Raw genomic sequence first — 22,329 nt, 5'->3', positions numbered from 1 at the left:
GCCCTTCGCCGTGCCGCTGTACGGATCAGGTGGTGTGGCGCGCGGCCATCGCCTGCCGGATGTCCTCCTGCGTCTCGAAGACCACCCGCTCGACCAGCTCGGGGTCGTAGTACTCCTGACCGCCGTGCTCCTCGGCCACCAGGCGCGCCACCTCCGACTCGTCCGGGAGACGGTCCTGCTGCCGGGCGTACTCCCACATCAGGTCCTGGACGACCTTGCGGAGCCGGCCGTCGCGCGGGTCCGGCTCCCCGGCGTGCTCCTGGTACTCGGCGTCCCCCTCGGCACCCGGCGCGGGAAAGCCCTCCGGTACGGGAAAGCCCTCCGGTGCCTGTGGGCCCCGGGGGGCGGGCGCCTGCTCCGGCCCCTCGACGCCCTGGAGGTTGTACGTGCCCGTGTACGCCGTCGGGGAGACCTCCGGCGTGTCGAACCACGGGCTCTCGTGGTTCACCGGCAGCACGACCGGGACGTCCGTCCGCGGCAGCTCCGCCTGCTGCGCGAGCTGCTGCGGCCCCGGGGACGCCTGCGCGTTCCCGGGGTGCTGGAACTGCTGCGGCACCGGCGACGGCTGAAGCTGCTCGTACGCCTGCTCCTGCCGCGCGGGCAGCACCGCCGGCTCGATGCCCGCCGCCGCGAGCCCCTCCGCCGCCGTCTCCGCGAGCGGCACCCCGTACCGCGCCAGACGCAGCGGCATCAGCGCCTCCACCGGCGCCTTCCGCCGCCAGTTCCGGCCGAACCGGGCCTGGAGCCGGGCCTGGTAGATCATCCGCTCCTGCTCCAGCTTGATGACCTGCTCGTACGAGCGCAGCTCCCACAGCTTCATCCGCCGCCACAGCCGGAAGGTCGGGATCGGCGACAGCAGCCACCGGGTCAGCCGCACGCCCTCCATGTGCTTGTCGGCCGTGATGTCCGCGATCCGGCCCACCGCGTGACGCGCCGCCTCCACGGCCACCACGAACAGCACCGGGATCACCGCGTGCATGCCCACGCCCAGCGGATCCGGCCAGGCCGCCGCGCCGTTGAAGGCGATGGTCGCCGCCGTGAGCACCCACGCCGTCTGCCGCAGCAGCGGGAACGGGATCCGCAGCCACGTCAGCAGCAGGTCGAGCGCGAGCAGCACACAGATGCCCGCGTCGATGCCGATCGGGAAGAAGTACGAGAAGGTGCCGAAACCTTTTTGCACAGCGAGTTCGCGCACGGCGGCGTACGAACCCGCGAAACCGATCCCCGCGATGATCAGCGCACCGGCGATGACGAGGCCGATGAGAACCCGGTGTGTGCGTGTCAGCTGCATCGCGGCCACCCGCGACCCTCCCGTCGATCGACATCTCGCGCGCACAGAGTGGCACATGTGAACGAAGCCCGCCCCCGGGGGAGGGGCGGGCTCCGTACCGACGCAACCGTTCCGCGCTGCTTTGTTCCTACTTGTCCACGAACACCCGCGCGACTACTTGTTGGCCGCCGCCACCGACGCCACGGCCTCCTTCGCCGCCCTCACCGCACCGTCCGTGATCGTCTTCTCCGACGGGGTGGGCGCGCCCGCGTAACCGGCGCCGTTGTACGACAGCAGCACCAGCACGTTCCCCGTACGCGCCACGACCGAGGTGTACACGAAGTCCTCGCCCGTCTTGCTCTCCTGGTACGTCACGGCCTTCGCCTCGTCACCGATGCCCGTCGCCACCGTGGTCCGCAGCTTCTTCGCCCCCGCGGTCCCCTGGATCTTGGCGACCTCCTTCGCGAGGTTCTCCCGCGCCCGCTCCTGACCGCTGCCGAGCGAGACGTCCGACTCGTACCGGTAGACCGACACGTCCAGCCAGCGGTACTGCGAACCCTTCACGCCCTTGTCCTCCAGACCGTTCCACGAACAGCCGCCCCGGCTGCTCAGGTCGCTGGAGACGCCCGGCGTCCCGTCCTTGGTCTTCGCCTTCGGCACCAGGGACGCCGTCGTCCTCGCCGAGACCGAACGGCAGACCTGGGGCAGCTTCGCGAACTTCGCCGGCTCGACCGTCTTCGTCGTCTGCACGGGCGACGGGGTCGCGGACGCGCTCGCCTCCTCCCGCGCCTCCGACTTCCCGGAGTCACCGGAGTCGGAGGAGCAGCCGGCGACGACGAGCATCACCGGGACGGCTGCGCAGGCGAGTATGCGGGTGAGTCGCGGAGCTGATCGCTGCATGGTTCCTTCAGTCGCTTGTCGTACGGTCGGACACTTGTCGTACGGTCCGTTCGCCGTACGGTCCGGCTCGGTCCGGCTCTGGTCCGGCGACCGCGACCACCGGTACGGCCACGGGCCACGGCGACACGTTACGTGGTCGCCGTCCGCTCACGGAGCGGCACCGGACGGCTACTCCTCCAGGCGGTCGGCCAGCAGGCGGGCCAGCTTCCGGGCCCTTTCCTGCAGTTCCGCGCTGTCCGGGGCCTCGGGGGAGCCGCTCGTCTCCTCCCGGTAGGACACCGTCACGATCACGTTGGATGTGCGGAACACCACGCTGACCGACCGCTGACGGCTGTTCGCACCGGCGTTGCCGAGGACGTCGTCGAGGTACGCGACGTCCCCGAGACCCTCCAGGACGCGGGACTCCAGACCGGTGGAGGAGGGAGTGCCGGACGGGGTCGACCCGGCGGGCGCGGAGCCGGTGGACGTGGGCGCGGACCCGGTGGGAGTGGGCGCGGACCCGGTCGGGGTCGGACCGGTCGACGGCGGCTTGTGCGCCGGAGGGGCGGTCGCCGGGGAGGTGGTCGCCGACTGCGAGGGGCCGGCCGTACCGCCGGGGGAGCCGGTGGCCCCGGGCGGCGTGGTCGGCGCGGGCGGAGCGGTCGGCGGCAGGGGGATGTCCGCCGCGAGCTGCTTGCGGACGTACACCTCCTGCGCCCGGTCGTCGTCGCTGACGGCGGTGTCGTACGAGACCACCCGCTCGATGTCGAGCGAGAGCCGGTGCGAGGTCTCCGGGGTGTCGGCCCGCCACGAGCAGCCGACGCGCCGGTCGGTGTCGTACGTGACGGCGGCCTTGCCCCGGTAGGCCCGGTCGCGCTCGGCGTCGCCCAGGGCGGCGGCGCCCGGGAGCATCTCCTTGAGGACGGCCTGCGGGACGGTGCCGCAGGGCTCGAAGAGGGTGCGGTACCGGCCGGGCGGCGCGGCCGCGGCGGCGAGACCGGCCTTGGCGTCGACGGTGACGTCGTCGGCGGGGGCGCCGGAGGAGCAGCCGGCGAGACCCGCGCCGAGGCCGAGGCCGAGGACGAGGGCGACGGCGGTACGGGCCGTGGGCCCGGTGCGGGCCGTGGACCCCGTGCGGGCCGTGGACCCCGTGCGACCGGGGGCGTACCTCTTTCCCTGCACGGTCCCAGGCTCCCTTCTCCCGAAGACTTTCCCGAAAACTGTTTGCCGCGCGAACCCGGCCGATGGACACAATGTCTATCGCACACGCTGCCGTTGATGCCGGTCCCCTGTCACCTGTACGGGCTTTGGCTCCGGTTTTTGCGTTATCAGTCTTTTCGGGGGAATCGAGGAAGTATGTCGTACGTAGAGGTGCCCGGAGCGAAAGTACCGATCCGGATGTGGGCCGACCCCTCCACGGTGGAGGGCGGCGCCATGCAGCAGTTGCAGAACGTGGCGACGCTCCCCTGGATCAAGGGCCTGGCCGTGATGCCGGACGTGCACTACGGCAAGGGCGCGACGGTCGGCTCGGTGATCGCGATGCAGGGCGCGGTGTGCCCGGCGGCGGTCGGCGTGGACATCGGCTGCGGCATGTCGGCGGTCAAGACCTCCCTGACGGCCAACGACCTGCCGGGCGACCTCTCCCGCCTGCGCTCCAGGATCGAACAGGCCATCCCGGTCGGCCGCGGCCTCCACCACGAGGCGGTGGACCCGAAGCGGCTGTACCAGTTCCCGACGGCGGGGTGGGACGACTTCTGGTCGCGGTTCGACGGGGTCGCGGACGCGGTGAAGTTCCGGCGGGAGCGGGCGGGGCGGCAGATGGGGACGCTCGGGTCAGGGAATCACTATGCAGAAGTCTGCATAGATACGCATGGCTTGGTGTGGCTCGTGCTGCACTCCGGTTCTCGGAACATCGGCAAGGAACTCGCTGAGCACCACATCGGTGAGGCGCAGAAATTGCCTCACAACAAGGGCCTTGTCGACCGCGACCTGGCGGTGTTCGTCTCGGACACCCCGCAGATGGCCGCCTACCGGAACGACCTCTTCTGGGCGCAAGAATATGCGAAGTACAACCGCGCGGTCATGATGGCCCTCTTCCAGGAGGTCCTCCGCCGGGAGTTCCGCAAGGCCCGGGTGACCTTCGAGCCGGTGATCTCCTGCCACCACAACTACGTGGCGGAGGAGCGGTACGAGGGCATGGACCTGCTGGTCACGCGGAAGGGCGCGATCCGGGCCGGCTCCGGGGAGTTCGGGATCATCCCGGGCTCGATGGGCACCAGCTCGTACATCGTGAAGGGGCTCGGCAACGAGAAGGCGTTCAACTCCGCCTCGCACGGCGCGGGCCGCCGGATGAGCCGGAGCGCGGCGAAGCGGCGCTTCACGGTGCGGGACCTGGAGGAGCAGACGCGGGGCGTGGAGTGCCGCAAGGACTCCGGCGTCGTGGACGAGATCCCGGGCGCGTACAAGCCGATCGAGCAGGTGATGGATCAGCAGCGGGACCTGGTGGAGGTCGTCGCGAAGCTGAAGCAGGTCGTCTGTGTGAAGGGCTGAGAAGTAAGCGGGAACGGGGTGCCGCCGACGCGGCACCCCGTTTCGGGCTTTCTACGGGAACTGCGGCTCAGGGCATCGGCACCTGCCCGCCGCGGAGGCGTCCCGGGCGCATGGAGCAGCTCTGTTCCGTCCGGTCGCCGTGCGGGTGAGCGGATCGGTGCACCCGTTCGTGCGGTGGGCCGTGGTCAGAGTTCCCGGTGGACCTTGGTGTTGGAGGCCTGGGCGCGGGGGCGGACGACCAGGAGGTCGATGTTGACGTGCGGGGGGCGGGTGCAGGCCCAGGTGATGGTCTCGGCGACGTCGTCGGCCGTGAGGGGGTCGGGTACGCCGGCGTAGACCTTGGCGGCCTTGTCGGTGTCGCCGCGGAAGCGGGTGGTGGCGAACTCGTCGGTCTTGACCATGCCGGGGGCGATCTCGATGACGCGGACGGGGGTGCCGACGATCTCCAGGCGGAGGGTTTCGGCGAGGACGCGGGCGCCGTTCTTGGCGGCGACGTAGCCGCCGCCGCCCTCGTAGGTGCTGTGGCCGGCGGTGGAGGAGAGGACGACGACCGTGCCGTCGCCGCTCGCGGTGAGGGCGGGGAGCAGGGCCTGGGTCACGTGGAGGGTGCCGAGGACGTTGACCTCGTACATGCGGCGCCAGTCCTCGGGGTCGCCGGTGGCGACGGGGTCGGCGCCGAGGGCGCCGCCCGCGTTGTTGACGAGGACGGCGAGGCTGCGGAAGGCGGTGGCGAACTCGTCGACGGCGGCGCGGTCGGTGACGTCGAGGGCGTAGGCGGTGGCCTGGTGGCCGGCGTCGTTGATCTCGGCGGCGAGGGCCTCGATGCGGTCCTTGCGGCGGGCGGTGAGGACCACGCGGTAGCCGGCGGCGGCCAGCTGCCTGGCCGTGGCGGCGCCGATTCCGCTGCTCGCGCCGGTGACGACGGCGATGGGGGTACCGGGGGCGGTCATGGCGTGCTCCTCGCGCAGGTGATCGACGGTGGTGATCGCCCGGTCAGGATAGGCGGGGCGGGACGAGGGGTGGCGGGGCGGTCGTGGTGTGGACACGCGGGCCGGGGTGCGGGGGGACGGGGGTTTTCGTGGTTATTTTGTGCTTATGTGTGGATTGCGTCGGGGTGTGCTCGGGGTCGCTCTCGCGGTCGCCGTGGTGGTGGGCGCGGGGGCCGGGGCCGGGGCGGTGGGGGCCGAGGCGGATCTGTCCCACCACGGGCATCTCCTCCTCCGGGACGGGCGGCTCGGCGTCCGGCTGGTCAGTGAGAACCACGGGCCCGCCCCCTTCTCCCGGGCGACGGTCCGGATCGCCTTCTCGGTGCCGATGGCCGGCGGGTACGAGCTGCCGCCGGCCTGTCTGTGGAGCAGCGACCGGGTGGTGTCCTGCCGGACGGGGGAGCTTCCGGTGGGCGGGAGGGACGGGGAGCTGGCGCTCGACCTGTGGACCGCGGGGTTCCCGGAGGAGCTGACGGCGGAGATCAGTACGCCCTGGCGGGACGGGGCGGTCGACCCGAACCCGGGGAACGACCGGCATCGCGTCCTGGCGCTCGACACCGGTGACCCGTACGTCTTCTGATTCCGGGGCGGGACCCGTCCGCCCGGGCCTCAGCGGGCCGCCGCCCCGCCGAACTCCCGCACCGCGTCGGAGACGATCGCCTCCAGGCGCGCGTGGTGGGCGCCGCGCCAGTAGACCCGGTCGCACTCCACGCACTGGGCGAACACGTCGTACGTCTTCTCGGTGCCCTGTTCCAGCCGCTCGCGCACCGCGTCCTTGTCGGCGCCGCTCAGCTCGCCGTTGCAGGCGGTGCAGCGGGTCCAGGGCGCGAGCGGCGGCGCGAACCGTTCGAGCACGTCCCGGAGCTGCTCCTCCGGCCGGTCGCTGTAGACGTAGGCGCCCGCCCACAGTTCGCGCCGGCGCAGCAGGCCTCGGTCCCGGGAGAGCATGACGCGCCGCTCCCGTGCGGAGAGCGCGGCCAGGGCGGGGTCGCCGATGTCCTCGCTCTCGTACGCGGCGTCCACACCGAGGAGGCGCAGGCGCCGGGCCAGGGTGCCGAGGTGCACGTCGAGCAGGAAGCGGAGGGGTGCGCCGGGGACCTGCTGCGGGCGGGTGACGTCCTCGACCTCGACCGTCTCGCCCGCGCCCGGGACGTGCGCGGCCTCGACGGGCCGTCCGTCGACCAGCAGCCGTCCGGCCTCGGTGAGGGGCACGCCCAGCGATTCCACGACGTGGCCGAGGGACGAGGTGCCGTCGGTGGTCACGGGGGTGGGGCCGGTGCGCCGCTCCGCCGAGACGAAGAGCCGCAGGCCGGGGGCGAAACTGATCTGGATCTCCGGTCCGTTCACGGGGACAGGATGGCACCGGGGGCGGACGGGCGGCCAGGGAATTCGGTCCGGGGGCGGTCGGAGACGGCCGGGCGGGTGGTCGGTCCGGGCCGACCGGGGCGACGGGGGCCGACCGGGGCTGCCCCCGGTCGGCCCCCGTCACCCCCGTCCCTCCCCGCAAGCCCTGAGGTACCGTCCCGGCATGAAGATCACCGATCTCGAACCGGGCGATCCCCGCCTGGAGGGCGACCTCCTGCCGGTCCTCTCCGAACTCCGCCCCCACCTCACCCCGGAGCTCTTCCGCGAGGTGTACGGGGCCGGGCACCCCCAGGGGCTGCGGTTCAGCGCCGCCTACGCCGACGACGGGCGCTGCGTCGGGGCGGCCGGCTGGCGGATCGTCGTCAACACCAGCTCCCTGCGCCACCTCTACGTCGACGACCTGGTGACGGCGGCGGCCGAGCGTTCCACCGGTGTCGGGCGCGCGCTGATCGCCCATCTGGAGGGGCACGCCCGCACGGCCGGCTGCCACGAGCTCACTCTGGACTCCGGCACCCACCGCACCGGAGCCCACCGCTTCTACCTGCGGGAGCGGTTCGACATCGTGGCCTTCCACTTCTCCCGGCCGCTCACCGCGCCCGGTCAGGCCTCCTGAAGCGGGACCCCCAGGTCGAGCCGCCAGTCGTTGCACCGCATCGGGCGGCCCGGCGGGTACTCGAAGTCCCGCTCGCCGCGCGGTTCGAACCCCGCCTTGCGGCACACCGCGTTCGAGGCGGCGTTGTCCGACGACGGGAAGGCGTGCAGATGCCGACGGAGGCCCGTGGCCCGGGCCTCCGCGATCACCGCGCGCGTGGCGGACGTCGCCACGCCCCGGCCCTGGAAGCCGGGCAGCACGGTCCACCCGGTCTCGTAGACGGGTTCACCGTCCCAGGTCTGCGCCCAGAAGCCGATGCCGCCCACCGCGGTCTCCTCCGGGAGCAGCACGATCCGGAACATTCTGCCCGCGCCCGGGTCGGCGGCGCTCATCGCCACGTACCGCCGATGGCGCCGCGCGAGTTGTTCCCCGGTCTCCGGGCCGCCGAGGTGGGCGGTCAGTTCCGGTGCGTTCAGGGCGCGCAGGAGTCCGGCGTCCTCCTCGGACCAGGGTTCCAGGCGTACGCGTGAGGTGTCGTCGTCCATTCCCGCACCGTAGGTCACGGCACTGACGGGCCGCGGGCGTACGCCGTCGGCGGCACTCCGATCGTCGCCGTGAAGTCCCGTACGAGGTGGGCCTGGTCGCTGTAGCCCAGTTCGGCCGCGAGGGCGGCCCAGTCGAGGGTGCTCGCGGTCCCGGCGCGTTCCAGGGCCTCGTGGATGCGGTAGCGCAGGATCACCCACTTCGGGCCGACCCCGACGCGGCTCGCGAAGAGGCGCTGGAGGGAGCGGGGCGACAGGCCCGAGGCGGTGGCGAGCCGGGACGTCCTGCGGACCGTGCGGTCCGAACGGACCAGCTCCACCAGCTCCACGGCGAGGTCGGCGGCCGGATCGGGGGCCGGTCCGTGCGCGAGGAGGAAGGCGTCGAGCGCCGCCACGCGCGCGTGGTCCTCGTCGGGGGAGAGGACGGCGGCCGAGAGGCCGGGGCCGGTGTCCGTGTCCGTGTCCGGGAAGACCCCGGTCAGCGGGACGCGGCGGCCCGTCCACGCCGACACCGGCCACGCGGGCGCGAAGGGCCGGAAGCCGCCGGGGCGGAACTGGATCCCGCAGACCCGGCCCGTCCCCGTCAGCTCGTGGGCGAACAGGCCGAGCCCGATCCCGGAGACCTCGGCCGACGTCGTCCCCCCGTCCGCCGGGGCGCCCGGCGGGCCGTACCGCTGGAAGACGACGTTCACCGAGGGGTGCGGGACGACGTGGCCCGCGTACGGCTCCGGCAGCTCCCAGTCGATCAGCCAGTAGTGCTCCAGGTAGGGCCGCAGCTCCGGGGCCGGGAGGTGCCGGCGGAAGCGGACGCGGGAGAGCAGCCCGGCGGGGTCGACGATGCCCCGGGTGTCCCGGCGGGGAGCGGAGGCGGACATGTTCCGCATGCTAGGTGTCTTTCCGGCCGTGCCCGTCGTGCTCTCTTCGAGCCGGGCCGGGCCCGACGGCCCGGAGAGCCGGCGTCTTCGGGGACGCCGGCGCCTTCGCGCGCCTGCTCGCCACGACCGGCCGCGACCCGCGCGCGTGGTGGAGCGCGTGTCCCGGGTGGTTCAGCGCGGGCGGCCCGTCGGGCCGGAGGAGAGGCGGGAGACGACCTGGCCGAAGGCGTGTTCCTCGGCGGGCGTCAGCGGGACCGACTCCTGCGGGTGCCAGACGCGCTCCAGCGGGGCGCCCGCCCGGTCGCGGCGGGCGCGGGCGCGCAGGCCCAGGGCCAGGCACGTCGCCGTCGAGACGGCGAGCAGGCCGAAGAGCGTGATCGCACGGGGGTCGGAGAACCGGCCGGGCAAGGGCATGGCTCACTCCAGGGCGTGAGAGCCGCCCGTACGGGGTGCGCCCCGGCGGGTGGGGCGCCCGCACGACGGCGTGGCGATTCCTGCTGCTTCCTCCCGACGCGTTCAGTCAACACCCCGTGGCGCCCTTCCGGCAGGGGGGAGCCGGGGCCGGATCCCGGCCGGGGCGGCGGGCGCGGGGCCGCAGGCCCTCTTGTGCGGGCCGGACAACCGTTCCAAGGTGGCGGAACAGGGAGATTCGGACCGGGGAGGGAGCAGCCGCATGTCCGAAACGCAGGCGTGGGGGTTCACCGACGACAGGGGCGCGCGGCCGGGGGCGGACCGGGTGCCGAGGCGGGTGGTCGCGTACGTAAGGGCCGGGGCCGCCCTGTACGACCTGGGGGTGACGCCGGTCGCGGTGTACGGATCCGGGCACGACGGCGACGTGTACGACCCGGCGAAGGCGGGGGTCCTGGAGGCGGTCGGGGTGCCGTACCTCGGGCCGGGCCGGGACCTGGACGAGGCGGTGCTGCGGGAGCTGCGGCCGGATCTCGTCGTCGACGTGACGTACGACGGGAAGAGCCCGTACGCGCTGGACGCGGCGCTCGTCGAGCGGCTCGGGGTGCCGCTCGTCGTCCTCTCCGTCGGCGGCGGGCCGGACCTGCCGGGCCTCCTCGACCGGTTCGCCGCGCTGGCCGCCGGTCTGCGGGTGGTGGGCCCGGCGGCCGCGGGGGCGGGCCCTGCTCCGGAGGCCGTGCGCCCCGTGGTCGTGGGCTCGGAGGCGGTGGGGCCGGAGATCGTGACCCCGGTGACCGTGAGTCCGGCCGTCGGGCCCGGTCAGGGCGCCGCCCTCGCGGAGTTCGAGGCCGCCGAGGCCGCGCTCCGGGAGGCGGCGGCCCGCAGCGGGCTCGGCGTGCTCGCGCTCTCCGGGGCCGGGCCCGACCAGGTGCACCTGGCGCGCCCGCGGGCCTGGCCCGAACTGGCGTGGCTCGCCGGGCTCGGCGTCCGGTTGCTCGACCCGGGTCCCGGGCCGGGCGCCAACTGGCTCACCACCGGCTGGGAGCACGCCGCCGGGCTCCGTCCCGACCTGGTCCTCTTCGACAACCGGGACCACGCCACGCCCCCGTACGCCCTTCCCGGCGGGGTGCGGCTCGCCCCCTGGAATCCGGAGACGCCGCCCAGCGCCGCCGCGTACGCCCGCTTCTTCCGCGACCTCGCGGAGGCGCTGGCGCCCTGAGACGCGTCCTTCGGTTCAGGCCGGGGCCGCCGTCAGGCGGGTGCGCAGGGACTGGGCGAACTCCTCCGCGCGGGTGAGCTGCGCCCGCAGTTCGGCGACCCGCTCGGCGGCGGCCTGCTCGTAGCGGCGGACGCGGGACACCAGCGCGGCCCGCTCGTCCGGGGTGAGCTCGGTGTCGGTGCCCGGGCGGTCGGCGGCGAGCCGGTCCATGGCCGTGAGGAGTTCGCGGGTCTCGTCCAGGGTGAAGCCGAGCGGCTTCATCCGGCGGACCACCATGAGCCGGGACACGTCCTCGTCCGTGTAGAGGGGGAAGCCGCCCGGGGAGGCCGCCGAGGGGACGACCAGGCCGCTGTCCTCGTACTGCCGGATGGTGCGCAGGGACAGTTCGGTCCGTGCGGCGACCTCACCGATCTGCATGGGTTCGCCGGCCATTCGTACTCCGCTCACGCGACGGGTCCCTCCTCGTACGGGCGCTTCCACAGGGCGTCGGGCCCTCCCCTGGAACGCGACATCCGCGCATTCCATCCCATTCGTCCTAATTTCAGCACTTATGGGGATCGGAAGGACGGCGAAACGCCTGCCCGTAAGCCGTACGCCGGAGCCGGAGGCCCCGTCGCGTCAGCGCGTCACCGGGTCCTCACGGCCACACCAGGCAGTACGGCTGGTGTCCCGCCTCGTGGAGGCGCACCGAGAAGTCCTGCCACTCGTGGAGGAGCCGGTAGACGTCGAAGGCGTCGCGGGGGCCGCCGCGGTCCGGGACCGTGGACCAGATGAAGGCGGCGGCACCGACCGACTCCTCGCCGATCGCGCGCAGCGGGTCGACGACGGTCATCGGCAGCTTCACCACCGCGTAGTCGGGGTGCAGGACCACCAGCTCCAGCGGAGGCACCTTGTGCAGGGGCATGCCCTGGATGCCGGTGAGGACCATGGCCGCTATGGTCTCCGGCTTGATCTTGGTGAACATGCCGCCCATGCCGAGCTCGTCGCCGCCGAGTTCCTCGGGACGCATCGAGATCGGCACCCGGGCCGCCGTGGCGCCGTCGGGCGCGCCGAAGTACTTGTACGTCACCCCCAACCGGCCCCTCCCGCCCCCGGCGTCCCGCCCGCTGTGGGCGTCCGGGGCTCCTTGCCTTCCCGGAGATTCCGGGGCCGGGTCTTCGGTCCGCCGGCGCCGGTGCCTTCCCCGCCGGGCAGACTCCGGACCCAGGTCGTCCGTCCCCTCGCCCGGTCCGCCACCGCGATGCATATCTCCACCCGACTGCTTTTTCTCGGAAACACGACCCCGCCGCGCAACCCGATCATCGTGACAGTGACCTCCCCCGCGCTCGTACGGCGAAACACCCGTCCGCGAGAACGCCGTGGCCTCTGACACCATGGATTCCGTGAGCCATCCCTATGACGCCCCAGTTTCGCAGACGCGGAGGGCGTACGCCCCGGCGTAATACCCGGGATGCCCACGCCGTCCCCCCGTTCCCGATGTCGTGCCCTCAGTCGTTCTCGCAGGTCAGGATCACAGTGCCGTATTCATACGAAGCCCCAGTCTCACAGACGCTTTTCGACCGCGCTTCCCTCGTGACGCCCGGCGGCGTGAACTCACCGGTGCGTGCCTTCCGGGCCGTGGGCGGAACGCCCCGGTTCATGGTGTCCGGTTCCGGTCCGTACCTCACCGACGCGGACGGGCGGGAGTACGTCGACCTGGTCTGCTCGTGGGGACCGATGATCCTCGGCCACGCGCACCCGGAGGTCACCGCCGCCGTGCAGGCCGCCGTGGCGCGCGGCACCTCGTTCGGCACCCCCGGCGAGGGCGAGGTGGCGCTCGCGGAGGAGATCGTCGCGCGCGTGGAGCCGGTCGAGCAGGTGCGCCTGGTCTCCTCGGGCACCGAGGCGACGATGTCCGCGATCCGGCTCGCCCGCGGGTTCACCGGACGCGCGAAGGTCGTCAAGTTCGCGGGCTGCTACCACGGTCACGTGGACGCGCTGCTCGCCTCGGCCGGTTCCGGCCTGGCCACCTTCGCGCTGCCGGACACGCCGGGAGTGACCGGCGCGCAGGCCGGCGACACGATCGTGCTGCCGTACAACGACCTGGAGGCGGTGCGGGCCGCGTTCGCCGCGCACCCGGGCGAGATCGCCTGCGTCATCACCGAGGCCTCGCCGGGCAACATGGGCGTCGTCCCGCCGGCCGAGGGCTTCAACCAGGGCCTGGCGGACCTGTGCCGGGAGAACGGCGCGCTGTACGTCTCGGACGAGGTGATGACCGGTTTCCGCACCTCGAAGGCCGGCTGGTACGGGGTCGACGGCGTGCGGCCCGACCTGCTGACCTTCGGCAAGGTCATGGGCGGCGGCTTCCCGGCCGCCGCGTTCGGCGGCCGCGCCGACGTCATGGGGCACCTGGCCCCGGCGGGCCCGGTCTACCAGGCGGGCACGCTCTCCGGGAACCCGGTCGCGACCGCCGCCGGACTCGCGCAGCTGCGGCTGCTCGACGACGCCGCGTACGCGAAGGTGGACGCGGTCTCGCGGGAGATCCGGGGCCTGGTCACGGACGCGCTGGCCAAGGAGGGCGTGGCGCACCGGCTGCAGACCGCCTCCAACATGTTCTCGGTGTTCTTCACCGCCGACGAGGTGCGGAACTACGACGAGGCGAAGAAGCAGGAGGCCTTCCGCTTCAACGCCTTCTTCCACTCGATGCTGGCCGACGGGGTGTACCTGCCGCCGTCCGCGTTCGAGTCCTGGTTCGTGTCGACCGCCCACGACGAGCGGGCGGTCGAGCGGATCGCCGCCGCCCTGCCGGCCGCCGCCCGCGCCGCCGCGGAGGCCACGGCGTGAGCGACCCGGCGAACGACCGCACCGAGGAGAAGAACGTGAGCGAGACCGGGCGCCCCAGCGGCACCGAGGTCGCGACCGGCTCCGCCACCACGCCCGAGGACCGGGTGCAGGCGCGGGCGAAGGGCGACGACGACATCACCGTGGTGCACCTGATGCGCCACGGCGAGGTGCACAACCCCGACGGCGTCCTCTACGGGCGCCGCGCCGGCTACCACCTCTCCGACCTGGGCCGGCGGATGGCGGACCGGGTCGCGGAGCACCTGGCCGAGCGGGACGTCACGTACGTCGTCGCCTCCCCGCTGGAGCGGGCGCAGGAGACGGCGGAGCCGATCGCCAAGTCCCACGGTCTCGACCTGGCCAGTGACCCGCGTCTCATCGAGGCGGCGAACGTCTTCGAGGGCAAGACCTTCGGCGTCGGCGACGGGGCGCTGCGCAAGCCGGCGAACTGGAGGCACCTGACCAACCCGTTCCAGCCGTCCTGGGGCGAGCCGTACGTCGAGCAGGTCGTCCGCATGATGGGCGCGCTCGACGCGGCGAAGGACGCGGCCCGGGGGCACGAGGCGGTCTGCGTCAGCCACCAGCTGCCGATCTGGATCGTCCGCAGCTTCGTGGAGAAGCGGCGGCTGTGGCACGACCCGCGGCGGCGGCAGTGCACGCTCGCGTCGCTGACCTCGTTCACGTACCGGGGCGACAGGATCGTGTCGGTGGGGTACAGCGAGCCGGCCCGGGACCTGGTCCCGGCGCACCTGCTCGCGGGCGCGAAGCCGGCCAAGGGGAAGTCGAAGGCCTTCGGGGCGTAGGCGGACCGGGGTTTCAGGTCACGCGGACCGGAGCCTCAGGTCACCCCGGCTGGACAGTCCGCTCTTGACGGGCCATGGTTCAGGGCGTTCGGATGATGTTCATGTCATCCGAACGCCCTTAAATTTTTGTGCTATTCCACGGGAACCCCCGTGTTCCTCCCTGCATCTCACTGTTTGTCGGTTTGGATGACATTCAGGTCATACGTCAGTGTGAATGGGGACGGCATGCGCGAGATCAGCGGAATCACCCGAAGGGGGCTGCTCGGGGCGGGAGTCGGGGCCGCCGCGGCGATGGGCGTCGCGGCGTGCAGCACCTCGAACCAGAACAAGTCGGGACATCCCGGACCCGACCGGCCCGGCAAGGGCGGTGACGCCACGGCGGATCCGGGCACCCCCGGCCCGACCGCGGACCCCGTGCGGCTCATCGGCGACGGCTCCACCGCCGACACCGGCAAGCAGCCCCACCAGCCCGGCGCCCCCGTCCCCCTCGAACCCGGCCAGACCCCGCCCCAGTTCGTGATCTTCTCCTGGGACGGTGCCGGCGAGGTCGGCAACGGGCTCTTCCCGCGCTTCCTCGAACTCGCGAAGAACCACGACGCGGCGATGACCTTCTTCCTCTCCGGGATCTACCTCCTGCCCGAGTCGAAGAAGAACCTCTACCGCCCGCCGAACAACCGCGTCGGCGCCTCCGACATCGGCTACCTCACCGACGACCACGTCAAGGACACCCTGAAGTACGTCCGGCAGGCCTGGCTGGAGGGCCACGAGATCGGCACCCACTTCAACGGGCACTTCTGCGGCGGCTCCGGCTCCGTCGGCAACTGGACCCCGGCCCAGTGGCAGAGCGAGATCGACCAGGCCGTGAAGTTCGTCACGGAGTGGAAGACCAACAGCGGCTGGACCGAACTCGACCCGCTGCCCTTCGACTACTCCAAGGAGCTCGTCGGCGGCCGCACCCCCTGCCTCCTCGGCCAGGACAACCTGCTGCCCACCGCCGAGCGGCTCGGCTGGCGCTACGACGCCAGCTCGCCCGGCGGCCGCCAGACCTGGCCCGACAAGCGGCGGGGGATCTGGGACCTCCCCCTCCAGGCCGTGCCCTTCCCCGGGCACTCCTTCGAAGTCCTCTCCATGGACTACAACATGCTCGCCAACCAGTCGGGGAACTCCACGAAGGGCATGCCCTCGCGCTATCCGGGCTGGCGCAGGCAGGCGGCCGAGGCGTATCTCTCCGGCTTCACGCGCGCGTACGAGACGAATCGCGCGCCTTTCTTCGTCGGCAACCACTTCGAGCAGTGGAACGGCGGGATCTACATGGACGCCGTCGAAGAGGCGCTCAAGGGAATGGCCGGAAAGAAGGACGTCCGGCTCGTCTCCTTCCGGCAGTTCGTGGACTGGCTCGACGTCCAGGATCCGAGGATTCTCGCGAAACTGCGCGGCCTGGGCGTGGGGGAGAAGCCCACCGGCGGCTGGAAGGCCTTTCTCGGGGCCGCCTGATCGTTTTCCGCGAGTTCCCGCGGGGCCTCCGGACACCCCCCTCGCTTAGCCATCCTTGACAAGGTGCTTTACGGGCACGTAGGGGGGTGCCCAAGATCCCCCAAACGCCCATGCGAAACTTTTCACATGAGCCTTAGCCGTGCCCCTCGACGCACCCTGTTCGCCGTCGGAGTGCTGACCGCCGCCCTCGCGCTCTCGGCCTGCGGCGGCGGCGAGAGCGACGGCACGTCCGGCGGCGGCACCAACTTCGTCACCACCAAGGGCGGCATCTCCACCGCCCCCAAGGGCAAGCGCGCGACCCCGGGCGAACTCGCCGGCGAGACCCTCGAAGGCGAGCGGCTCGACGTCGCCGACCTCAAGGGCAAGGTCGTCGTCCTCAACGCCTGGGGCTCCTGGTGCGGCCCCTGCCGCGCCGAGGCCCCCCACTTCGCCAAGGTCGCGAACGACCTCGAGGGCCAGGACGTCGCGTTCGTCGGCCTCAACACCCGCGACTCCAACAAGCAGCAGGCGCTCACCTTCGAAGAGGACTACGAGGTCCCCTACCCGAGCCTCTACGACCCCGCCGGCAAGCTGATCCTCTTCGGCTTCCCCAAGGGCACCCTCAGCCTCCAGGGCATCCCCTCCACCGTCGTCCTCGACAAGGAGGGCAAGATCGCCGCCCGCGCCCTCATGGCCCTCGACGACAAGAAGCTCCGCTCGATGATCGACCCGCTCCTCAGGGAGAAGTGAGCCGGTGAACGAGACGGTCACCAGCGGAGCCCTGCTGCTCGCCCTGCCCCTCGCGGTCCTCGGCGGCCTCGTCTCCTTCTTCTCGCCGTGCGTCCTCCCGCTCGTCCCCGGCTACCTCAGCTACGTGACCGGGGTCACCGGCACCGACCTCGCCGAGAGCCGCCGCGGCCGGATGACCACCGGCGCCGTCCTCTTCGTCCTCGGCTTCACCGCCGTGTTCGTCTCCGGCGGCGCCCTCTTCGGCTACTTCGGGGCGACCCTCCAGGAGTACCGCGAGACGCTCACCACGGTCCTCGGCGTCCTCATGATCCTCATGGGCGTCTTCTTCCTCGGCCTGATGCCCTGGCTGACCCAGCGCGAGTTCCGCTTCCACCGGAAGCCCGCCGCCGGCCTGGTCGGCGCCCCGCTGCTCGGCGCCCTCTTCGGCATCGGCTGGACCCCCTGCATCGGCCCGACCCTCGCCTCCGTCAACGCGCTCGCCCTGGAGCAGGCCAGCGCCGGACGCGGGGCGATACTCGCCTTCGCGTACTGCCTCGGTCTCGGCGTACCGTTCGTGCTCGCCGCCCTCGCCTTCCGCAAGGCGCTGGGCGCGTTCGGCTGGGTCAAGCGGCACTACGTCTGGGTCATGCGGATCGGCGGCGGCATGATGATCGTCACCGGCGTCCTGCTCCTCACGGGGGCGTGGGACAGCATGGTCGCCACGATGCAGGGCTGGTCCGACGGTTTCACGGTGGGGATCTGAGTTCCATGAGCAAGACCGACACGACGGAGAGCACCGCCGCCGACGAGGCCGCCGGGGCCGCGCTGTCCACCGCCCCCCGGGAGGACCGGGAGGACCCGCCGGGCCGGGGGGACGCCGCCCCCGGCGGCCCCGTCCTCGGGGTCGTCGGCTGGATCCGCTGGTTCTGGCGCCAGCTGACCTCCATGCGGGTCGCCCTGATCCTCCTCTTCATGCTCTCCCTCGGCGCCGTCCCCGGCTCCCTCGTCCCGCAGAACGGCGCGGACGAGATGAAGGTGCAGGCCTTCAAGGACGCCCACCCCGCGCTCACGCCGCTCTACGAGAAGCTCCAGTTCTTCGACGTCTACAGCTCGGTGTGGTTCTCCGCGATCTACATCCTGCTGTTCGTCTCCCTCATCGGCTGCATCGTCCCGCGCACCCTGCAGTTCGTCGGCCAGCTCCGGGGCCGTCCGCCGGGCGCCCCCCGCCGCCTCGACCGGCTCCCCGCGTACACCACCTGGCGCACCGGGGCCGAGCCCGAGCAGGCCCGCGAGGCCGCGCTCGCCCTCCTGGGGAAGCGCCGCTTCCGCACCCACCGGGCGGGGGACGCGGTCGCCGCCGAGAAGGGCTACCTGCGCGAGGCCGGGAACCTGGTCTTCCACGTCGCCCTGATCGTGATGCTCGTCGCCTTCGCCTGGGGCCAGCTCCTCAAGTCCGAGGGCGGCAAGCTGATCGTCGAGGGCGACGGCTTCTCCAACACGCTCACCCAGTACGACGACTTCAAGTCGGGCTCCTGGTTCGGCACCGACGAGCTGGAGCCGTTCAGCTTCACGCTGGACTCCTTCACCGGCACGTACGAGAAGAGCGGACCGCAGCGCGGCACCCCCCGCACCTTCGAGGCGGCCGTCACCTACTCGCGGGGCGGCGCCGACCGGAAGGCGGTCATCCGGGTCAACGAGCCGCTGAAGGTGGGCGACTCCAAGGTCTATCTGATCGCCCACGGCTACGCGCCCGTCGTCACCGTCAGGGACGGACGCGGCAAGGCCGTCTTCCACGGCGCCGTGCCCCTGCTCCCGATCGACAACAACATCACGTCGACCGGCGCGATCAAGGTCATGGACGGCTACCGCGACAAGGGCGGCAAGAAGCAGCAGCTGGGCTTCCAGGCGTTCTTCGTGCCGACCTTCGCGGGCGCCGGCCAGGGCACGATGTTCTCGCAGTTCCCGGCGCTCGACTTCCCCGTCATGGCGCTCACCGGCTTCCACGGCGACCTGCGCGTGGACTCCGGTCTGCCGCAGAACGTGTACCAGCTCGACAAGTCCAAGATGACCCAGTTCAAGGACGCGTCCGGCGGCAAGCTCGCCGAGCGCCTGCTGCCCGGCGAGACCATGACGCTCCCCGACGGCGCCGGCTCGATCACCTTCGAGAAGGAGATCAAGGAGTGGGCGAGCTTCCAGGTCTCGCAGCAGCCGGGCAACGGCCTCGCCCTCGCGGGCGCCATCGCCGCCATCGCCGGCCTGACCGGCTCGCTCTTCATCCAGCGGCGCCGGGTCTGGGTCCGGGCCGTACGGGGCGAGGACGGCGTCACCGTCGTCGAGATGGCCGGTCTCGGCCGCAGCGAGTCCGCGAAGCTCCCCGAGGAGCTGGCGGACCTCGCGGTCGCGCTCACGGCCCAGGCCCCGCCCACCGCGGAGACCCCGCGCGCCGATCCGGAGGCCGTACCGGAAACCGCCGTACCGGACACCGCCGCACCGGACACCACGGAACCAGCGGACGCACCCGCGGAAGACCCCGCCCCTTCTGGAGAGGCTGACAAGTGATCCTCGCCGCCACGACCGACGAGAGCCTGGCGCGGATGAGCGACGTGCTCATCTACTCCTCGATGGCCGTCTACACCCTGGCCTTCTTCGCCCACATCGCCGAGTGGGTCTTCGGCAGCCGCAGCAAGGTCGGCCGCACCGCCGCCGCCCTCACCCCCCGGGCCGGGCAGGCCCCGGCCGCCACCGTGACCGTCCGGGGCAAGCAGGCCGGCTCCACCGCCGTGCTCGACCGGCCGAAAGTCGTCACCCGGAGCGCGGCCGGCACCCGCGACGTGCCGGACGGCCCCGGCGCGGCCGGCGGCACGGTCAAGGGCGACCTCTACGGCCGGATCGCCGTCTCGCTCACCGTCCTCGCCTTCCTGGTCGAGGCCTCGGGCGTGATCACCCGGGCGCTCTCCGTGCAGCGGGCCCCCTGGGGCAACATGTACGAGTTCTCCACCACCTTCTCCACGGTGGCGGTCGGCGCGTACCTCGGCTTCCTCCTCGCCAAGAAGAACGTGCGCTGGATCGGCCTGCCGCTGGTCACCACCGTCCTGCTCGACCTGGGCATGGCCGTCACCTGGCTGAAGACCCCCAGCGACCAGCTGGTGCCCGCGCTCGACTCGTACTGGCTGTGGATCCACGTCTCCACCGCGATCTTCTGCGGCGCGGTCTTCTACCTCGGCGCGGTCGCCACCCTGCTGTACCTCTTCCGCGACTCGTACGAGAACAAGCTGGCGACCGGCGGCAACCCCGGCGCCTTCGCCCGTTCGGTCCTGGAGCGGCTGCCCGCCGCGGCCTCGCTCGACAAGTTCTCCTACCGGGTGAACGCGGCGGTCTTCCCGCTGTGGACCTTCACGATCATCGCGGGCGCGATCTGGGCCGGCGACGCGTGGGGCCGCTACTGGGGGTGGGACGCCAAGGAGGTCTGGTCGTTCATCACGTGGGTCGGGTACGCCGCCTACCTGCACGCGCGCGCGACGGCCGGCTGGAAGGGCCGGAAGGCCGCGTACATCGCGCTCGTCGCCTTCGCCTGTTTCCTCTTCAACTACTACGGCGTGAACATCTTCGTGAGCAGCAAGCACTCCTACGCCGGAGTCTGAGGTCCGGCCTCCGGGCTGGCACCGGGCCCGCCCCGGGGTGACGCTGGAACCATGAGCGAGATCTCCCGGGGCAGGAGCGAGACCCACGACGGCGACACGCACGTGCTGCGCTTCACCGTCGAGCTGCCGCACCCGCCGTCCGAGGTCTGGGCGGCGGTCACCACCCCCGAGGGCCTGGCGCGCTGGCTGTGCGCGGCGGACCCGCTGGAGCCCCGGCTCGGCGGCCGGGTCGTCCTCCACCGGCTGACCAGCGGCGACACCGAGGACCCGGGGCGGGTGACCGCCTGGGACCCCGGGAGCGTGGCCGAGTACACGGTCGATCCGACGCACGGCCGGATCCGGTTCCACCTGGAGCCGGGGCCCGGTCCCGGCGACGGGTCGACCGTGCTGCGTTTCACCAACGAGCTGCGGGGCCCGCCGGAGCACCGCCTCGACCGGCTCGCCGCCTGGCACGACCACTTCGAGTGGCTCGCCCGCGCCCTGGACGGACACCCCGCCGACTGGCGGGAGCGGACCTCCGAGCGCTGGCTGCACCTGCGCGAGCTGTACGAGCGGGACGCGGCGCGCTGGCCGAAGTGGGAGCCGTAGTCCCGCTCGTACCGACCGCTCAGCCCCGCTTCGGCGGCAGGCAGGGAGCCGTCGGCGGGTGCCCCTCCGGCCAGGCGATCCGGACGAAGCGCTGGGAGCCGTTCGGGGCCAGCTCCACGATCGGGACGGCCTTGTTGTACGGGTTGCCGTAGTTGTCCAGGCAGATCCAGCCGCTCGCCCCCTCCACCCGCAGCGAGCCCTTCACCTGCGGCCACTGGGTGGCCACGTCCGCCGCCGCCGGGTGGCGGGCGCCCTGCGGGGTGGCCTGGCGGATCGCGTGGACGGCCGTCGCCATCGCGTCGTACGCGACGATCGCCTGCCCGTCCGCGAGCGGCGGCGGCTCCTTCGCGTCCCGCGTGACGTCCTTCAGGAAGGTCTCGTACGCCTGGGGGGAGCCGCCCGTGGCCGGGACCTTCCGCCCCTCCGCCGGCACCCAGGCGTCCGGGTGGGCGAGCGCCGCGTACCGCACGGTCAGCTTCGACCGCAGGGCCCCGCGGTCGAGCTTCGCGTCCGCGCCCAGGTACGAGCCCTCGTCCCCGGTCAGGACGGTGAAGGCCCGGTCGGTGCAGCCGCGCGACCCGAGCGCGTTGATGAACTGGCGGAGCTGGGTGTGGCGGCCCGCGAAGAAGACGGTCTCGGCGCGGGTGTCGCAGATCAGGTGGGTGATCTGGCGGAAGGTGTTGGCGGTGGTGCCCTCCTCGTTGGGGTCGGCGGGCGAGGTGAACAGCTCGGGGTCGTGCGGGGCGCCCTTGAGGGTCGCGGCGAAGGCGGCCTTCAGGGTGTCCGTGTAGTGGTCGCCGCTGCGGGTGTCCTGGACGAGGAGCGCCCTGGCGGCGTCCACCTCTCCGAAGTGGGCCAGCGCCTTCGCCTCGTCGCCGTTGGTGGGCGAGACGCGGGCGAGGCCGGGGAAGCGCTCGTTCCCGGGGGCGTTGGCGATGTCGTCGGCGGTGATGGTGGTGCCGACGACGGCGATCCCGGCCCCGGTGAGGGTGGTCACCGCCTCCCGCACCTCGGTGGAGGAGGTGGCGACGCCGGAGACGGCCCGGAGCCGGTCGGCGGAGTCCTTCATGGCGATCAGCCGGTCGACGGTGGCGCGCCAGTGGGCGTTGCCCTTGCCGGTGTTGGCGAGGACGAGCCGGATCTTGGGCAGTTCCTCGTTGGACTCGTGGTTGGCGCGGTACTGGAAGGCGTGGGCGCCCCGCAGCTCGTTCAGCATCTTGATCCGCATGCCGCCGTCGGTGGAGGTCAGCGGCAGCAGCAGGGCCACGGTGACGTAGTCGTCGGGTGCGAGGGAGGCGTTCTCGGTGCCGATGGCACGGGCGATCCCGCCCAGCTCGCCGACCCCGAAGTCGTGGCCGTCGCCGTTGACGCCGACGCACTCCTCGCTGCCGGCGGGGCGCTCGACGCCCGCCGCGCAGGAACGGTCCTCCGGGGTGGTGAGGCGGACGACGCCGTACCCGCCGAGGCCGAGGACGACGGCGGCCGCGACGAGGGAGGCGAAGAACTTCTGGCGGGGGGTGCGGACGCGGCGGCGCAGCCGGTCGAGCGGGCGGGCGGCCGAGGGGTCGGTCACGCGGTCGGGCATGGCG

23 protein-coding genes are annotated in these 22,329 nt (G+C 72.5%); 12 read left to right on the top strand and 11 right to left on the bottom strand.

Annotated elements, in window-relative coordinates:
• Window positions 1-25: 25 nt before the first annotated feature.
• From ACFY7E_RS20820 to ACFY7E_RS20810, 3 genes are all read right to left on the bottom strand, one after another.
• Window positions 26-1,300, bottom strand: coding sequence for a DUF2637 domain-containing protein (locus ACFY7E_RS20820; RefSeq protein ID WP_389486870.1), 1,275 nt, complete (start codon window positions 1,298-1,300; stop codon window positions 26-28).
• A gap of 144 nt (window positions 1,301-1,444) precedes the next feature.
• A complete protein-coding gene (locus ACFY7E_RS20815; RefSeq protein WP_389486868.1) occupies window positions 1,445-2,170 on the bottom strand; it encodes a DUF3558 domain-containing protein in 726 nt (241 codons plus the stop codon).
• Between the two features lie 168 nt (window positions 2,171-2,338).
• Window positions 2,339-3,331: a DUF3558 domain-containing protein gene (locus tag ACFY7E_RS20810; RefSeq protein WP_389486866.1), complete on the bottom strand. Its 993-nt coding sequence runs from the start codon at window positions 3,329-3,331 to the stop codon at window positions 2,339-2,341.
• A gap of 174 nt (window positions 3,332-3,505) precedes the next feature.
• Between ACFY7E_RS20810 and ACFY7E_RS20805 the strand changes: the two genes are divergently transcribed.
• A complete protein-coding gene (locus tag ACFY7E_RS20805) occupies window positions 3,506-4,699 on the top strand; it encodes an RtcB family protein (RefSeq protein ID WP_389486864.1) in 1,194 nt (397 codons plus the stop codon).
• Window positions 4,700-4,884: 185 nt separating this feature from the next.
• Here the strand turns inward: ACFY7E_RS20805 and ACFY7E_RS20800 are convergent, their stop codons facing one another.
• Window positions 4,885-5,649 carry an SDR family NAD(P)-dependent oxidoreductase gene (locus ACFY7E_RS20800; RefSeq protein ID WP_389486922.1) on the bottom strand — a complete coding sequence of 255 codons (765 nt, stop codon included), beginning with the start codon at window positions 5,647-5,649 and terminating at the stop codon, window positions 4,885-4,887.
• A 166-nt stretch (window positions 5,650-5,815) separates the two neighbouring features.
• Here ACFY7E_RS20800 and ACFY7E_RS20795 point away from each other — a divergent pair, with 166 nt between their 5' ends.
• Window positions 5,816-6,265: a hypothetical protein gene (locus ACFY7E_RS20795; protein ID WP_389486862.1), complete on the top strand. Its 450-nt coding sequence runs from the start codon at window positions 5,816-5,818 to the stop codon at window positions 6,263-6,265.
• 29 nt (window positions 6,266-6,294) lie between these two features.
• On the opposite strand, the gene ACFY7E_RS20790 is transcribed toward ACFY7E_RS20795, so the two are convergent.
• Window positions 6,295-7,032 carry a Mut7-C RNAse domain-containing protein gene (locus ACFY7E_RS20790; protein WP_389486860.1) on the bottom strand — a complete coding sequence of 246 codons (738 nt, stop codon included), beginning with the start codon at window positions 7,030-7,032 and terminating at the stop codon, window positions 6,295-6,297.
• A gap of 181 nt (window positions 7,033-7,213) precedes the next feature.
• On the opposite strand from ACFY7E_RS20790, the gene ACFY7E_RS20785 reads away from it, so the two are divergent.
• Entirely contained in the window at window positions 7,214-7,663 is a 450-nt protein-coding gene (locus ACFY7E_RS20785; RefSeq protein ID WP_389486858.1) for a GNAT family N-acetyltransferase, read from the top strand.
• Here the strand turns inward: ACFY7E_RS20785 and ACFY7E_RS20780 are convergent.
• The 3 genes from ACFY7E_RS20780 to ACFY7E_RS20770 all read right to left on the bottom strand — a co-directional run bounded on the left by ACFY7E_RS20780 (window position 7,651) and on the right by ACFY7E_RS20770 (window position 9,473).
• Window positions 7,651-8,187: a GNAT family N-acetyltransferase gene (locus ACFY7E_RS20780; protein WP_389486856.1), complete on the bottom strand. Its 537-nt coding sequence runs from the start codon at window positions 8,185-8,187 to the stop codon at window positions 7,651-7,653. The two genes, ACFY7E_RS20785 and ACFY7E_RS20780, sit on opposite strands and share 13 nt — an antisense overlap.
• Window positions 8,188-8,201: 14 nt before the next feature.
• Complete coding sequence (locus ACFY7E_RS20775) at window positions 8,202-9,059, bottom strand: DUF6597 domain-containing transcriptional factor (protein WP_389486854.1); 858 nt, start codon at window positions 9,057-9,059, stop codon at window positions 8,202-8,204.
• 171 nt (window positions 9,060-9,230) lie between these two features.
• Complete coding sequence (locus ACFY7E_RS20770) at window positions 9,231-9,473, bottom strand: hypothetical protein (RefSeq protein ID WP_383437011.1); 243 nt, start codon at window positions 9,471-9,473, stop codon at window positions 9,231-9,233.
• Window positions 9,474-9,732: 259 nt separating this feature from the next.
• On the opposite strand from ACFY7E_RS20770, the gene ACFY7E_RS20765 reads away from it, so the two are divergent.
• The gene (locus ACFY7E_RS20765; protein ID WP_389486852.1) at window positions 9,733-10,686 is read left to right on the top strand and encodes an ABC transporter substrate-binding protein; all 954 of its coding nucleotides are present in this window, start codon (window positions 9,733-9,735) and stop codon (window positions 10,684-10,686) included.
• 15 nt (window positions 10,687-10,701) lie between these two features.
• Here the strand turns inward: ACFY7E_RS20765 and ACFY7E_RS20760 are convergent, their stop codons facing one another.
• Window positions 10,702-11,118 carry a MerR family transcriptional regulator gene (locus ACFY7E_RS20760; protein ID WP_389486920.1) on the bottom strand — a complete coding sequence of 139 codons (417 nt, stop codon included), beginning with the start codon at window positions 11,116-11,118 and terminating at the stop codon, window positions 10,702-10,704.
• Window positions 11,119-11,323: 205 nt separating this feature from the next.
• Entirely contained in the window at window positions 11,324-11,932 is a 609-nt protein-coding gene (locus tag ACFY7E_RS20755; protein ID WP_389486851.1) for a hypothetical protein, read from the bottom strand.
• 230 nt (window positions 11,933-12,162) lie between these two features.
• On the opposite strand from ACFY7E_RS20755, the gene hemL reads away from it, so the two are divergent.
• The 8 genes from hemL (at window position 12,163) to ACFY7E_RS20715 (ending at window position 20,740) form a co-directional block, all read left to right on the top strand.
• Complete coding sequence (hemL, locus tag ACFY7E_RS20750; RefSeq protein ID WP_389486849.1) at window positions 12,163-13,509, top strand: glutamate-1-semialdehyde 2,1-aminomutase; 1,347 nt, start codon at window positions 12,163-12,165, stop codon at window positions 13,507-13,509.
• 152 nt (window positions 13,510-13,661) lie between these two features.
• Window positions 13,662-14,309: a histidine phosphatase family protein gene (locus ACFY7E_RS20745; protein ID WP_389486918.1), complete on the top strand. Its 648-nt coding sequence runs from the start codon at window positions 13,662-13,664 to the stop codon at window positions 14,307-14,309.
• A 225-nt stretch (window positions 14,310-14,534) separates the two neighbouring features.
• Entirely contained in the window at window positions 14,535-15,803 is a 1,269-nt protein-coding gene (locus tag ACFY7E_RS20740) for a hypothetical protein (RefSeq protein ID WP_389486847.1), read from the top strand.
• 126 nt (window positions 15,804-15,929) lie between these two features.
• On the top strand, window positions 15,930-16,532 hold the full coding sequence (locus ACFY7E_RS20735; protein WP_389486845.1) for a TlpA family protein disulfide reductase: 603 nt from the start codon (window positions 15,930-15,932) through the stop codon (window positions 16,530-16,532).
• Between the two features lie 4 nt (window positions 16,533-16,536).
• Window positions 16,537-17,274, top strand: coding sequence for a cytochrome c biogenesis CcdA family protein (locus ACFY7E_RS20730; RefSeq protein ID WP_383436994.1), 738 nt, complete (start codon window positions 16,537-16,539; stop codon window positions 17,272-17,274).
• A 5-nt stretch (window positions 17,275-17,279) separates the two neighbouring features.
• Window positions 17,280-19,070 (top strand): cytochrome c biogenesis protein ResB, encoded by a 1,791-nt coding sequence (locus tag ACFY7E_RS20725; protein ID WP_389486843.1) that lies wholly within the window; start codon window positions 17,280-17,282, stop codon window positions 19,068-19,070.
• Window positions 19,067-20,152 (top strand): c-type cytochrome biogenesis protein CcsB, encoded by a 1,086-nt coding sequence (gene ccsB, locus ACFY7E_RS20720; protein WP_389486841.1) that lies wholly within the window; start codon window positions 19,067-19,069, stop codon window positions 20,150-20,152. Before ACFY7E_RS20725 ends, ccsB begins: the two co-directional genes overlap by 4 nt.
• Before the next feature lie 51 nt (window positions 20,153-20,203).
• Window positions 20,204-20,740 (top strand): SRPBCC domain-containing protein, encoded by a 537-nt coding sequence (locus ACFY7E_RS20715; protein ID WP_383436985.1) that lies wholly within the window; start codon window positions 20,204-20,206, stop codon window positions 20,738-20,740.
• A gap of 19 nt (window positions 20,741-20,759) precedes the next feature.
• Here the strand turns inward: ACFY7E_RS20715 and ACFY7E_RS20710 are convergent, their stop codons facing one another.
• Entirely contained in the window at window positions 20,760-22,325 is a 1,566-nt protein-coding gene (locus ACFY7E_RS20710; RefSeq protein ID WP_389486839.1) for an ABC transporter substrate-binding protein, read from the bottom strand.
• Window positions 22,326-22,329 lie beyond the last annotated feature (4 nt).

This window comes from Streptomyces sp. NPDC012825, assembly GCF_042900925.1.
Lineage (GTDB): Bacteria > Actinomycetota > Actinomycetes > Streptomycetales > Streptomycetaceae > Streptomyces.
The sequence above is the reverse complement of the archived record's forward strand: the minus strand, read 5'-3'. Positions and strand labels throughout refer to the sequence as shown.